At 60.6% G+C, this 13672-nt stretch carries 10 protein-coding genes; 4 read left to right on the top strand and 6 right to left on the bottom strand.

What is annotated here, in order from left to right; all coding sequences use genetic code 11:
• Positions 1 to 27: 27 nt before the first annotated feature.
• The 6 genes from MF268_RS11685 to MF268_RS11660 form a co-directional block, all read right to left on the bottom strand.
• Positions 28 to 1938 (bottom strand): HWE histidine kinase domain-containing protein, encoded by a 1911-nt coding sequence (locus MF268_RS11685; protein WP_238371035.1) that lies wholly within the window; start codon positions 1936 to 1938, stop codon positions 28 to 30.
• Positions 1939 to 2127: 189 nt separating this feature from the next.
• Positions 2128 to 5175 carry an efflux RND transporter permease subunit gene (locus MF268_RS11680; protein ID WP_238371034.1) on the bottom strand — a complete coding sequence of 1016 codons (3048 nt, stop codon included), beginning with the start codon at positions 5173 to 5175 and terminating at the stop codon, positions 2128 to 2130.
• Positions 5172 to 6248, bottom strand: coding sequence for an efflux RND transporter periplasmic adaptor subunit (locus MF268_RS11675; RefSeq protein WP_238371033.1), 1077 nt, complete (start codon positions 6246 to 6248; stop codon positions 5172 to 5174). Before MF268_RS11675 ends, MF268_RS11680 begins: the two co-directional genes overlap by 4 nt.
• On the bottom strand, positions 6248 to 7327 hold the full coding sequence (locus tag MF268_RS11670) for an efflux RND transporter periplasmic adaptor subunit (protein WP_238371032.1): 1080 nt from the start codon (positions 7325 to 7327) through the stop codon (positions 6248 to 6250). Before MF268_RS11670 ends, MF268_RS11675 begins: the two co-directional genes overlap by 1 nt.
• 257 nt (positions 7328 to 7584) lie before the next feature.
• Positions 7585 to 8955: an aspartate aminotransferase family protein gene (locus tag MF268_RS11665; protein ID WP_238371142.1), complete on the bottom strand. Its 1371-nt coding sequence runs from the start codon at positions 8953 to 8955 to the stop codon at positions 7585 to 7587.
• Positions 8956 to 9159: 204 nt separating this feature from the next.
• The gene (locus MF268_RS11660; RefSeq protein WP_238371031.1) at positions 9160 to 9636 is read right to left on the bottom strand and encodes a MarR family winged helix-turn-helix transcriptional regulator; all 477 of its coding nucleotides are present in this window, start codon (positions 9634 to 9636) and stop codon (positions 9160 to 9162) included.
• 248 nt (positions 9637 to 9884) lie between these two features.
• Here MF268_RS11660 and ectA point away from each other — a divergent pair, with 248 nt between their 5' ends.
• Genes ectA through MF268_RS11640 form a run of 4 tightly spaced genes read left to right on the top strand, consistent with a single transcriptional unit; the run spans position 9885 to position 13593 of the window.
• Positions 9885 to 10400 (top strand): diaminobutyrate acetyltransferase, encoded by a 516-nt coding sequence (gene ectA / locus MF268_RS11655; RefSeq protein WP_238371030.1) that lies wholly within the window; start codon positions 9885 to 9887, stop codon positions 10398 to 10400.
• 45 nt (positions 10401 to 10445) lie between these two features.
• Complete coding sequence (ectB, locus tag MF268_RS11650) at positions 10446 to 11735, top strand: diaminobutyrate--2-oxoglutarate transaminase (RefSeq protein ID WP_238371029.1); 1290 nt, start codon at positions 10446 to 10448, stop codon at positions 11733 to 11735.
• 4 nt (positions 11736 to 11739) lie between these two features.
• On the top strand, positions 11740 to 12126 hold the full coding sequence (locus tag MF268_RS11645) for an ectoine synthase (RefSeq protein ID WP_238371028.1): 387 nt from the start codon (positions 11740 to 11742) through the stop codon (positions 12124 to 12126).
• Between the two features lie 36 nt (positions 12127 to 12162).
• Positions 12163 to 13593, top strand: a complete 1431-nt coding sequence (locus MF268_RS11640) for an aspartate kinase (protein WP_238371027.1) — start codon at positions 12163 to 12165, stop codon at positions 13591 to 13593.
• The last annotated feature ends 79 nt before the right edge of the window (positions 13594 to 13672 follow it).

The following is a 13672-nucleotide window of genomic DNA, read 5'->3' as shown; positions in this document are numbered from 1 at the left end:
TCGAACCGCCGCGTCACGCATCCCGCTCTAATTAGGCTGCCCTGTCAGATCGGCGATGGTCCGTGCCAGATCTTCCTGAGCCATCGGCTTTTGCACGATCCGGGCAGCTTCCGGCATACCGGGCAAACCGTCCACCACCTCATACCCGGTGGAATAGATGATCGGGACGCCGTTGCGGGCCAGCTTCTCGGCCAGAGGGAGCGAGGATTCACCGCTGAGATTAAGGTCAAGGATCGCTATATCCGGACGTCCTTGCGAAATTTTCGCAAGCGCCCCGTCCAGCGAAGACGCGACGCCGAACACGCGATGTCCCATCTCGCCCACCATCTCTTCGAGATCGAAGGCGACGATGATTTCATCCTCGACGATCAACACCGATTTCTCGCCGCCATATCCCTTTTGCTTGGGCTCGCCGCTCGACATCGTCGCGCCCAGCCGCGAAGCGCTGTCTGCCGGGATCGACAAGCGATAGCGCAATACGCCCGGCGCCGCGTGGCGGTCGAGCTTTCCGCCCATCTGCCGCTCGGCGACCCGGTTCAACAGGACCGATCCGAAACCCGGCGCGCTGTCCAAGACAGCGCTGGGGTCAAAGCCCGGGCAATTCTCTTCCCACGAAAACATCAGCGATCCTTCGGCGTCTATCTCCCAGCCAATGGTTAACTGCCCGTCCAGCCGTGACAGCGCACCATACTTGGCTGCGTTGGTTGTAAGTTCATGCACCATCAGAGAAATGGTCTGCGCATCCTGCGCGTTCAACCGGATACTTGGCCCCTTGACGCAGATGCGTTTCGCCTTGTCCGCGCCATAGGGCGCCAGCTCTTGCGAGATCAGATCCATCAGTTCGATCTCGGTCCAGTTCGACGCCGCCAGCATCGAATGCACCCGCGCCAGCGCCGTCAGCCGGTCGTTGACCTGCGCCCGGAACGTCGGCACGTCCTTGGCCGTGGTCTGGCGCACGACGGAACGGACGATCGCCAGCAGGTTCTTGGCCCGGTGATCCACTTCGCGCTTGATGGTTTCTTCGCGCTCGATTGCAATCGCGAGTTCGACGAATTTGTCAGACACCTCGAGGCACTTTTCCAGCGCCGCCTCGTCGAAGGCGTTCCAGTGGCACGTGGTCGAACAATGCGCGAAAAGAACTGCCCGCACGATTCCCCCTCGAACAAGCGGCACAGCCAGAAAGCCGCCCGTCCGAAACCGCTCGGGCATGTCAAAACTCGCGAACGCGCTCTCGCTGGCAACGTCATGCAGCACCAGCGCCCGACCGTCCAGAAAGTCTCGTTTCGCCCAGGCCCAGAGTTCGTCGGGCATCGGGTATTCGACCCCCGGCTCTGCCGCCAGAACCTCGCCCTGCCCCTTGCTGTCGAACAGACAAAGCCCGATCTCGACCGGCGCCAGCATCTTTTGAAGCATCCGCATCATGTGCCGGCGGATTTCGACCGGCTCGGACAGCGTTGCAAGCTGTTCCTCAAGATGCAGCACGAATTGCATCTGCCGCTGGATCAGTACATCGCGCGTCGTTTCCATGCCCGAGTTAAAGACCCCGCCAATGCCGCCATCCTCTTCGTGAATCGGAGTGAAGCTGTAGCTCCAGTAGGTCTCTTCGGGATAACCGAAGCGTTCCATCGGCAGCAACTGGTCGGAAAGCGAGAGGCCGGCCCCTTTTTCAATGACCTGCGAGAACTGCGGCTCGATGATATGCCAGATATCCGACCAGACTTCCTTGGCCGGTTGCCCTAAGGCCGCCGGATGGCGCGGGCCCGGAATATGCGACCAGGCATCGTTGTAGATCAGCCTAAGCTCTGATCCCCAGTAGATTGCTGTCGGAAAAGCCGAGTGCAGACAGATACCAACGGCCGAGCGCAGGGATTGTGGCCAGGTTTCAGGCCGTCCGAAGGGATGGTCCGCCCAGTTGAATTCGCGGATGCGGCGCGCCATTTCACCGGACCCCGCAAGAAAACTAAGTGGATCCCTGTGATCCGGTTGACGCCTTAACATCTACGTCGCGACTTCCCCACGCAAGCTAAAGGAAACTTTCACGCTTCCAGGAATGGAAACCGAAATCCGATGTCAGGTGATACAGCGCAATTGATACAAAAATAAAGCAACTTTATTCTTGCCACTGGATTATCCCGTGCTCTCCGGTCTCCGGACCCGATGAACCGCCAGATAAAGGGCCGGAACAAAGACAAGCGTAACGATTGTCCCCGCGATGATCCCTCCCATCATGGCATAGGCCATCGGTCCCCAGAATATTTGCCGGGATATGGGGATCAAAGCAAGGCTTGCCGCGGCGGCAGTCAGCAATATAGGCCGCGCGCGGCTGTCAGAGGCGTTGAAAACCGCATCCCATGCCGACAGCCCGTGTTCCCGCTGGATGTCAATTTCATGCACGAGAATGATCGAATTCCGGATCAGGATACCGATCAGGGCCAGCACGCCAAGGATCGCGACAAAGCCCAGCGGCGCACCCGATGGCAAAAGCGCGGCGACAACGCCGATCAGTCCCAGAGGCGCGGCAGCAAAGACCACCAGCGCGTTGCGAAAGCTCTGCATCTGCATCATCACCAGCGCGGCCATGATCAGCAGCATCAGTGGCACCACCGCGGCAATCGGGGCCTGACTTTCGGCGCTGGATTCAACCGTCCCGCCAACCGTGACCTCGTAGCGGAAAGGCAGCCCCTCGTTGAACTCGGCCACCTTGGGGGCCAGCGCATCGACGATGGTCGCGGGCTGGTCCTTGGTCGAAATGGCCGCCTGCACGATGATCGTCGGCATCCGGTTTTCCTGCCGGATCACCGGCTGCTCCGTGTCATACCGGAACACCGCGACCGAAGAGAGCGGGATCGCCACGCCATTGCTGGCGCCAAGCTGAAGGTTCGTCAGCGCATCGATAGAGGAGCGCGTCTCGGGTCCGCCCCGCGCGATCAGATCGACAAGATAGGTGCCATCCCGGATCTCGGTGACGCCGATCCCGTCATAGATCGCACTAAGCGAGGTCGCCACATCCTGCGAGGTCAGCCCCAATAGCCGCAGCCGGTCCTGAAGGATATCGACCCGAACCACCCGTGACGGTTCGTTCCAGTCCATCACCACGTTGGCCGTCCGTGCATCCGACGCCACCAGCGCCGCCAGATCGCGCGCATGATCGCGCAGCACATCGATCTCAGGGCCGGTGATGCGGAACTGAACCGGACGTCCGACGGGCGGGCCGATCTCCAGCAGCTTCACGAATATGTCGACGCCGGGAAATTGCGTTTCGGTCAATTCGACCAGTTCCGCGCGCAAACGGTCGCGCGCTTCGACGCCCGGTGTCTGGATCACGATCTGCCCAATATTCGGACCTGCTGTCAGGACCTCGTAAGACAGGATGAAACGCGGCGCGCTGCGCCCCACGTAAGAAGACCAGAACAGCACGTCCTCATGCCCCTTAAGCGCCTCTTCGAACCGGTCCATCTCGGCCCTCGTTTCGATGATCGACGCATTCTGCGGCAGGGTGAAATCGACCAGCAGTTCGGGCCGGTCAGAGGACGGGAAAAACTGGTTCTCGACGAATTGCATCGCCCAGACCGACGCGCCGAACGCGGCCAGCGTGATGGCGATAGTCACCCAGCGGAACCGCATCGCCGTACGCAGCACCCGGTGGAACAGGCGCCGCACCCGCCCCGGTCCTGCCTCGTGATGTTTCATCTTCGACGGCAACAGCGTCACGCCCAGCAGCGGCGCAAACAAAACCGCCACGATCCAGCTGACCAGCAGCGACACGGCAATCACCACGAAAAGCGAAAAGGTGAATTCCCCCGCCGCAGAGTTGTTCAAACCGATCGGGATGAAACCGGCCACCGTCACCAACGTGCCCGAGAGCATCGGGAAGGCAATCGAGGTCCACGCGAAACTCGCCGCCTTGGTGAGCGACTCGCCGATTTCAAGCCGTGAGATCATCGTCTCAATCGCGATCATCGCGTCATCCACCAGCAACCCCAGCGCGATAATAAGCGCCCCGAGCGAAATCCGCTGCAGGGTGAAGCCGGCGTAATGCATCACCACAAAGGTAATCGCGAGCACAAGAGGAATGGTCAGCGTCACAACTAGACCGGCCCGCAAGCCAAGGCTCACGAAACTCACGGCCAGTACGATCACAACCGCCTCGACCAGCGCCTGAATGAAATGGCCGACCGCCTCGTCCACCACTTCGGGCTGATCCGCGATATGGTCGATCTGGATACCGATGGGTAGATTGGCCTCGACCTCTTCCATCACTACGCTCAGCTCTTCGCCGAAATCGACAATATTGGCGCCTTCGCGCATGCCGATAGCCAGCCCTATGGCCTCCTTGCCGTTGAAACGGAACAGTTCGGCGGGCGGGTCTTCGTAATCGAGACGGATATCGGCCACGTCGGTCAGGCGAAAGAACTGGTCATCGACACGCAGGTTTACGTCCAGCACGCTTTGTGCCGAATTGAACGCACCGCCGACCCGCACCATGATCCGTTCCGATCCGGCGTCGATCTCGCCCGAGGGTAAAATCGCGTTCTGCGCGGCAAGCGTCTGCTGCACCTGCGCCTGGCTCAACCCCAGAGCCGCCAGCCGCTCGGGCGAGAATTCGAGATACACCACCTGATCGCGCGTGCCATAGATTTCGACCTTGCCGGAATCCGGCAGCGCCTGCACCGCGCGGCGCACTTCCTCGACGTAGTCGCGCACCTCGCGGGGGGTGAAGCCATCCGAGGTAAAGGCGTAAAGATTGCCGAACACGTCGCCGAACCGGTCGTTGAACTGGAAGCCCGCGAATTCGGCCGGAAATTCTCCCCGGATATCGGCCATCATGTTGCGCACACGCTGCCAGATTTCCGGAAGGTCCTTGGCCCGGGTCGTGTCGAGCAGTTCGACATAGACCACCGCCTGCCCCGGCCGGGTGATGGACCGCGTCTTGTCCAGCTCGTCCAGATCCTCGAGCTTTTTCTCAATCCGGTCCGTGACCTGATTCAGCGTCTCGACGACTGATGCCCCCGGCAGCGCCGCCGAAACGACCATCGTCTTGATCGCAAAATTCGGATCTTCCTCTCGGCCGATCTGCACATAGGCCATGGCCCCGGCGACAAGGCTCACGATCATCAGGAACCACACGAATGACCGGTGCTTGAGCGCCCAGTCCGACAGGTTGAAATCGCTCATTGTGTCCCTCCGGGAATGGTCCTTGGCGCGATGCGCCGCCCCGCTACATGTCCGGGTTCAAGCAGGTTCACGCCCCGGATCACGATTTCATCGCCCGTCTCCACGCCAGAGAGGATCACGACACGCCCGCCCGCCACCGGGCCGGTTTTGACGCTCACCTGTTCGACTTCGCGGCTGTCCGGATGGACGCGCCAGACCGTCGGCGGTTCGCTTCCCGCTATCAGCGCGCGCGTCGGCAGGGTGGTGACCGCCGCCTGATGCGTCGACAGGGTCACCGTCGCCAGCGTACCCAGCCGAAACGCCTCGGGCGCTTCGGGGTCAAGTGTCAGATGAGCGCTGCGGGTGCGGCTGGCGCGTTGGGTGACCGGATCGATCCGATCCAGCACTGCCCTGGACCGCACGTCCGGATTGGCCAAAAGCCGCACGGAAAAGGCCGCGCTCTCCGCCATGCCCGCAGCATCCTCTTCGCTAAGCGAAATCACCACCTCGCGCCCGCCCGTGGCGGCAATCGTCATCAGCGCCTGCCCAGCATCCAGCGTCGCCCCCGGTTCGGCCCTGACCGTTGTCACCACACCATCAATCGGCGCGCGCAGGTTGGCATAGTCGCGCGCGTCCTCGGCGCGGGCCGCTTCGGCGCGGGCCTGATCCAGCGCCGCGCGCGCGGCAGACAGATCGTTCTGCGTGTCCTCCAGCGCCGAGGCGCTTGTCACGCCCCGGTCCGCCAATGTCTTGACCCGCTCATAGGCATCGGTCGCAGTGTGGAGATTGGCCTCGGCGATGCTTACCCCGGCCTGCGCCGCCTGAAGCTGCGCCTGCAGGTCGCTCGCGTCGAGCCGGGCAAGCACGTCGCCCTTTGAAACCGTGTCGCCCACATCGACGACGCGTTCGGCCAGCGTGCCAAGCCGCAGGAAACCAAGGTCGATCTCGCTTGGCGCTGTGACCGTTCCCACCCAGTTCGAAGCCAGCCCCGACTGCGGCGAAACGATTTCCGTGACCACCGGGCGGGGGGCATGGGCCTCCTGGGCCACAGCCGCGCCGGACAGCAGCAACAGGAGCAGTGAAAGAACCCGCATCAGAGATCCTCCTGCGGGGCGACGATCCGGCCCGGATAAAGCAGTTGCGCGCCCTTGCTCACCACCAGTTCGCCCTCCTCCACACCGCTTTCCAGCAGGACGGAATCGCTGGTGTAGCGTTTCACCTCGATACCGCGCAGCGAAACGGCGCTGGTCGCCGGGTCGATCACCCAGACTGCGGTCCCTTCGTCATTCGCGGTCACTGTAGACCAAGGCAAAACGACGCTGCGGCCTTCCAGCGGCTGGCTCGTCCCGCGCACGGTGTCGCCATAGCTTAGACCCGGCAGCGGTTCCTCCAGCCCGACGGTGACCTGAACCGTGCCCGTCGCCGGATCGACCAAAGGAGAGATTTCACGCACGATACCGGGCACTTGCACGTTGGGCCGGTCGATCGGGGAAAGAATTATGGTCGGCCTCTCAGCTTCCGATGTGCCAAGCATTTTTTGCTCGGGCACATTGAAGATCGCATCAAGCCCCTCCCCCAGCGCAAGTTCAAGTACAGGCTGCGCCGCGCCGACAACCTGTCCCGGCTCGGCCAGCTTGCGGATCACGGTGGCATCGTTCTGCGCGTGGATGACGGTGTCCTCAAGCGCGTCGCGGGCCTGCTGCAATTCGGCCTCGGCCTGCGCCCGTCGCGCTACTGCCGCCGCAAAGCGATCAGCCGCCGCGTTGCGTGCCGCCCGGGTCGTCGCGCCGCGTTCCAACAGCGCGGTCTGGCGGCGATCCGCATCCTGAGCCGCGTCATATTCGGCACGCGTCGCCGCCAGCTGGGCCTCGGCGGCGCGCAGCGATTGCTCTTGCTGCACCTTCTCGATCCGCGCCAGCACCTCTCCCGCCTTCACCCGATCGCCATCTTCCACGGCAATCTCGGCGATACGGCCACCGGTCGGAAAGGCCGTCTGCACCATCTCACGCGCAGAAATCTCCCCTGTAAGGGACAGGTGCTGCCGGGTCTCGACCTGCTCGGCGCGCATCGCCTGCACAACCAGAGGGTCCTCGGCCAGCGCCATGCAGGGCGAAAGACTCACAAGCGCAAGCGCAAGTACCCCGGTTCGAAACTGATAAGGTATGCGTGACATAACTGGAAACCTCTGTATCCGACCCGGCCAGCTTGCCCCGGAAAAGGTTTCGCCGCCAACCATGAAACAAGTACTGATCGTCAACTTCGGCTACTAAACAGAACCGTTCAGTTCGATCAAGACCTGATTTATCGCCCACAACTATCGCGAGCACCTTCGTTTTCAAAGACCTTCGGTCTCACCAAGTATGTCGCAGCAAAGCAAAAAGCCCGGCGCAGCGCACCGGGCTTTTCTTTATTTATACTGTCGCACGGGGCTCAAAGGCCCAGATCACCTGCGGCAAGGTCGATGGCCTCGGCCGTGCCGTCGACCATCTCGTCGACCTGCTCCTTGGTGATTATCAGCGGCGGGCAGAAGGCGACCGCATCCATGATCGGACGGGAAATCACGCCGGTTTCCAGCATGCGCGCGGCAACGGCCGCGCCCATCGCACCGGGTTTTTCCAGCGCGACCTTGGCGTCCTTGTCGGTAACCAGCTCCAGCGCGGCGATCAGACCGATGCCGCGATGCTCGCCCACCAGACGGTGTTCGCCCAGTTCGGCGAGCCGTTTCTGCATATGTGCGCCCACCTCGGCCGCGTTCTCGACGAGGTTACGCTCTTCGATGATCTTGATGTTTTCCAGCGCAACCGCCGCCGCGACAGGGTGACCGCCACCGGTATACCCATGACCAAAGGCGCCGATCTTGTTGCTTTCGTCCGCGATGGGCCCAAACATCTTTTCGCTGATCATCAGGGCCGAGATCGGCTGATAAGACGACGACAGCTGCTTGGACATCACGAGGATATCCGGCTTGAGATCATAGGTTTCAGTCGCGAACATCTTGCCGGTCCGGCCAAAGCCGCAGATCACTTCGTCTGCGATCATCATGATGTCGTACTTCTCAAGCACTGCCTTGATCGCGGGCCAGTAGCCCTTAGGCGGCACGATCACGCCCCCTGCCCCCATCACCGGCTCGGCGATGAAAGCTGCGATGGTTTCCGGACCTTCCTCAAGGATCATCGCTTCGAGTTCCGCCGCCCGTCGGGCCGAGAAATCCTCTTCGCTTTCGCCCGGCTGGGCCTCGCGCCAGAAATGCGGGCTCCCGGTGTGCAGGAAGCCCGGCAGCGGCAGGCCAAAGGACATGTGGTTCATCGGCAGACCGGTCATGCTGGCGGCCACGGCGGTGATGCCGTGGTAGCCACGTACGCGGCTGATAATCTTGCGTTTTTCCGGCTGGCCGATGGCGTTGGCGCGATACCAGAGCATCTTGACGGCGGTGTCGTTCGCCTCGGAACCCGAGTTGGTAAAGAACACCTTGCTCATCGGCACCGGCGACATCTCGATCAGCTTTTCCGCCAGTTCGACGGCAGGCTGATGCGAGCGCATCGAAAAGACGTGGTAATAAGGCAGCTTCAGCATCTGCTCATGAGCGACCTTGGCCAGACGTTTTTCCGAGAATCCGACGGCAACGCTCCAGAGACCGGCCATCGCCTCGATGTACTTCTTGCCGCTTGTGTCAAAGACATGGATGCCTTCGCCGTGATCCATCACCAACGGGCCGGATTCCTGCAGGGCGCGGGCGTTTGTATAGGGGTGCATGTGAACGCGCGCATCCCGCGCTTCGATCGAGTTAGGGATATCGTCCATCATGGGGCACCTCTTGCTATTCAGGAAATCATGAGCAACTCGTTGCACCAGCCCGCAGGGGCAGTCAATTCCGCAACCAATAATTTGATCATTTTTTCCCGCGCCTGCCAGATTAAAGGCAAAACTTGGCTTTCGGCCCCGGTGCACAGGGGGTATACAGGTGCTGCACGGCTTGTGTACGGGTTGTGCCCCACCTCTTCGGCCCTAGCGGACCCCGCGAAGATCACCAGAATCCAGCACTGGCGAGGCATCGATATCAGAGGCGTCAAGCATGCCCGCGACCCGCTCCAGCACCGCGTTCACCATCAACTGTTCCCAAGGCTCCATCGACTCGAAGGCGCGAACGTATCGCTGTTGCAGCGGGTCGGGCGCATCATTGACCTTGTCACGCCCCAGATCGGTGATCAGCAGATCCATCTGCCTCTTGTCGACCTCGGATCTGTGCCGGGTCAGAAGCTGTTTCTTCTCCAGCTTGTCGATAAGCGCGGTCATCGTCGCCTGCGTCACTCCCATGCGGGTCGCCAGATGCTTGGCCGTACTCGACCCCGTTTCAGCAATGATCTGAAGCACCCGCAACTGAACCGCCGTCAGGCCTGCCTCTGCGGCGAGTTTGCGCCCGTAAAGCTCGGTCGATCGAAGAATACGACGGAGTGAAATCAGGCTTTCATCGGTACGGCTCATCGGTGTCTCGTTCGAAATTACCATCATACGCTAAAGTTCAGTGGCACTTTTGCAACCCAATAATACAAGTCGATACTAAGCCTTGCGCAGTAAGTTTAAGGCCAAAATCGCCAGAAAACAAAAGGGTTCTCCCTACGGGAGGAACCTTTTCGCCGGTTTATAGTTTATTTAACGATGGTGTTGATTATTTCAGCGCCGCACATATACTAAGCCTTGCGAAATAAATGTAACAACGGATAATGACGGACATGGCTGCAAAAGATGAAATCACACTTCGCGAACCTGTAGGCGAAGATGGATCGGCAGTGTGGGAGTTGGTCAAGGATTGCAAACCGCTGGATGAAAATTCCATGTACTGCAACCTGATCCAATGCGATCACTTCGCCGAAACCTGCGTGCTTGCCGAGATCGATGGCGAAGCCGTGGGCTGGATTTCTGCCTATATCCGTCCCGATGACCCGGACACCCTGTTTGTCTGGCAGGTCGCCGTTTCCGCAAAGGCGCGCGGTGCCGGGCTTGGCACACGCATGCTTGAACATATCCTCGACCGCGAGGTCTGTGCAGATGTGACCCAGATGCAAACGACCATCACCAAGGACAACGATGCGTCCTGGGCGCTGTTCTCCCGATTTGCCGACCGTCAGGACGGCGACATGGATAGCGAACCGCATTTCAAGCGCGAAGAACACTTCGATGGCGCGCACGCGACCGAACATATGGTCACCATCGAATTCCCCGTCGAGGAATTCAAGAAAGCGGCCTGAACCGCGCCGCATATCCCCTATTAGTTATAGACCTGGAGGTCTCCTATGCCGACTGAAAATTCAGCCGATAAACAAGTTTTTGCCCGACGTGAGTCGGAGGTGCGCAGTTACTGTCGCAGCTTCGATACCGTTTTCACCTCTGCCAGTGGGTCGGAAATGACCGATGCCAATGGCAAGACCTACATCGACTTTCTGGCCGGTTGTTCCTCGCTGAACTACGGCCATAACGACCCCGACATGAAGGCCGCGCTGATCGAGCATATCCAGAACGATGGCATTGCCCACGGTCTGGACATGTATACGGACGCCAAAGCGGCCTTTCTTGAGAGCTTCGAGAAGCACATTCTCGAGCCGCGCGGCATGGACCACAAGGTCATGATGGTCGGCCCAACCGGCACGAACGCCGTCGAAGCCGCGCTGAAGCTGGCCCGTAAGGTCACCGGTCGCACGAACGTCATCGCTTTCACAAACGGTTTCCACGGGATGACGCTGGGCGCCCTATCGCTGACCGGTAATGCCGGCAAGCGTGATGGTGGCGGCGTCAGCCTCGGCGACGTGACCCACCTGCCCTATGAGGGGTCCATGGGTGACGTGGATACGCTAAAGTTGGCCGAAGAAATGCTCGACAACCCGTCGAGCGGCATCGACGCCCCGGCCGCATTCATCTTTGAGCCGGTGCAGGGCGAAGGCGGGCTGAACGCGGCGTCTAAGGAATGGATGCAGGGCATTGCGAAGCTCGCGAAAAAGCATGGCGCCAAGCTCATCTTGGATGACATTCAGGCCGGCCTTGGCCGTACAGGCACCTTCTTTTCCTTTGAGGAATACGATGTCGAACCCGATATGATCCCGCTGGCAAAATCGCTGTCGGGCATGGGGCTGCCGTTCGCGGCGCTGCTCCTCAAGCCGGAACTCGACGTGTGGAGCCCTGCCGAGCATAACGGCACCTTCCGTGGCAACACCCACGCCTTCGTCACGGCACGGGTCGCTATCGAGAAGTTCTGGACCGACGATGCGTTCAAGAACGAGATCGCCGAAAAGGCACAGATCCTCGAGGATCATCTGACAACGCTGGCGGGCATGGTCCCCGGCGCCAAGCTCAAGGGCCGCGGCATGATGCGCGGCGTCGATGTGGGCACAGGTGAACTGGCTGGCGATATCTGCGCCCGCGCCTTTGAAAAGGGCCTGATCATCGAAACATCCGGCGCCAATGACGAAGTCGTCAAGGTGCTCGCCCCCCTCACCACGCCCAAGCAGACCTTTGTGAAGGGCCTCAACATCCTGCTGGACGCCGCACAGGACGTGCTTGGCGCCACCAACAAAATCGCAGCGGAGTAAAACAATGATTGTACGCGACCTAAACAAGCTGAAAGACACCGACCGTTCTGTATCCGACGCCCAGTGGACATCCGTCCGGATGCTGCTTGCCGACGACGGCATGGGCTTCAGCTTTCACATCACCTATCTGCAAGCCGGTTCCGAACACACCTTCGAATACAAGAACCATTTTGAGTCGGTTTTCTGCATGCAGGGCAAAGGCTCGATCACGGATATCGCCACCGGCGAGACCCATGAGATCACGCCCGGCGTCATGTACGCGCTGAACAAGCACGACCGCCACATCCTGCGCGCCGAAGAAGAGCTGGTCATGGCCTGCTGCTTCAATCCGCCGGTCACCGGCAACGAAGTGCACCGCGAAGACGGCTCTTACGCATTGGCAGATGCCTGACAAAAGGAGAGCCCGGGGCAACCCGGGCTGATACATATGAACTTTCCCGAGCATACAGTCGAAAAGATCGGCGGCACGTCGATGTCCCGCGCGCGTGAACTGGTGGACACCCTGTTCATCGGCGACCGCAAGGATGTCTACAATCGCATCTTCGTCGTTTCCGCGTTTGGCGGCATCACCAACCTGCTGCTGGAAGACAAGAAAACCGGCGAGCCGGGCGTTTACGGCCTGTTCGCCAGCGGCGACCAAAGCCATGCTTGGCTCGATAAGCTGACCGAGGTTGCGAACGCGATGCGCGAGGCGCATCGGGCCTTGCTTGACCATCCGGGCGACCTCAAGGAAGCGGATGATTTCGTTCGCGACCGGATCGAAGGCGCGCGCAGCTGTCTCCTCGACCTGCAACGCCTGTGTTCCTATGGCCATTTCCGCCTGTCCGAACATATGCGCATCATTCGCGAGCTGCTGTCCGGTCTGGGTGAGGCGCATTCAGCGCTGTCCTCGGCCCTGATGCTGCGCCGCGCGGGTGTCGAAGCACGGACCATCGACCTGTCGGGCTGGCGCGATGAACGCGAGATGTCTCTGAAAGAGCGCATCGAATCGGGCCTTCAGGACGCCGACCCGTCGCGCGAGATCCTGATCGTGACCGGCTATGCGCAGTGCCGCGAAGGTCTGATGAAGGAATACGATCGTGGTTATTCCGAGGTCACTTTCTCGCGGATTGCGGCTATGACCGGCGCGCGCGAAGCGATCATTCACAAGGAATTCCACCTGTCCTCGGCCGATCCGAAACTGGTTGGCATGGAGAACGTACGAAAGCTGGGTCACACCAACTATGACGTAGCCGACCAGTTGTCGAACATGGGCATGGAAGCGATCCACCCGAAAGCGGCCCGAACCCTGCGCCAGGCGCAGGTCCCGCTTCGCGTCACCAATGCGTTCGAGCCGAAAGATCCCGGCACGCTGATCGACGACCAGCCGACCGACACGCCGGCGGCGGAGATCGTGTGCGGTCTGGATATCTACGCGCTGGACCTGTTCGAGCAGGACATGCTTGGGGTCAAAGGATATGACAGCACGATCCTTGAGATCCTGCGCCGTCACAATGTGAACATCGTGTCGAAGACGTCGAATGCGAATACGATCACGCATTTCCTCGACGCGTCTTTCAAGGCGATCCGCCGAGTGGAACGTGACCTGATCGAGACTTATCCCAATGCGGACGTGTCGGTGCGGGCACTGTCGCTGGCATCGGTGATCGGGCGCGACCTTTCGGGTCTCGGCGTTCTGGGTCGCGGCATGAACGCGCTCGACGAAAAGGGCATCGAAGTCGTGGCCGCACAGCAGCCGCCGCGGCTGGTGGACGTGCAGTTCATTGTCCCGAGAGATCAGCTCGACGATACGATCTGCACGATGCACGATCTGTTCTTTGGTAAGGCCAGCAAGGCCGTTGAGAAAAAAGCCGCCTGATCGGTCGACATTTTATCGCAATATTAGGGGCGTGCCGCTGGCGCGCCCCTTTTCTTATCTAGGAGCCGCCGCTGATGAC

Source organism: Heliomarina baculiformis, assembly GCF_019966545.1.
GTDB classification, from domain to species: Bacteria; Pseudomonadota; Alphaproteobacteria; order Rhodobacterales; family Rhodobacteraceae; genus Heliomarina; species Heliomarina baculiformis.
Note: the sequence above shows the minus strand (reverse complement) of the source record. Positions and strands in the feature narration are given on the sequence as shown.

Coding starts and splice junctions, on each gene's coding strand:
- MF268_RS11685 (WP_238371035.1), bottom strand. CDS start 1,938: ATGGCGCGCCGCATCCGCGAATTCAACTGGGCGGACCATCCCTTCGGA.
- MF268_RS11680 (WP_238371034.1), bottom strand. CDS start 5,175: ATGAGCGATTTCAACCTGTCGGACTGGGCGCTCAAGCACCGGTCATTC.
- MF268_RS11675 (WP_238371033.1), bottom strand. CDS start 6,248: ATGCGGGTTCTTTCACTGCTCCTGTTGCTGCTGTCCGGCGCGGCTGTG.
- MF268_RS11670 (WP_238371032.1), bottom strand. CDS start 7,327: ATGTCACGCATACCTTATCAGTTTCGAACCGGGGTACTTGCGCTTGCG.
- MF268_RS11665 (WP_238371142.1), bottom strand. CDS start 8,955: ATGGACGATATCCCTAACTCGATCGAAGCGCGGGATGCGCGCGTTCAC.
- MF268_RS11660 (WP_238371031.1), bottom strand. CDS start 9,636: ATGAGCCGTACCGATGAAAGCCTGATTTCACTCCGTCGTATTCTTCGA.
- ectA (WP_238371030.1), top strand. CDS start 9,885: ATGGCTGCAAAAGATGAAATCACACTTCGCGAACCTGTAGGCGAAGAT.
- ectB (WP_238371029.1), top strand. CDS start 10,446: ATGCCGACTGAAAATTCAGCCGATAAACAAGTTTTTGCCCGACGTGAG.
- MF268_RS11645 (WP_238371028.1), top strand. CDS start 11,740: ATGATTGTACGCGACCTAAACAAGCTGAAAGACACCGACCGTTCTGTA.
- MF268_RS11640 (WP_238371027.1), top strand. CDS start 12,163: ATGAACTTTCCCGAGCATACAGTCGAAAAGATCGGCGGCACGTCGATG.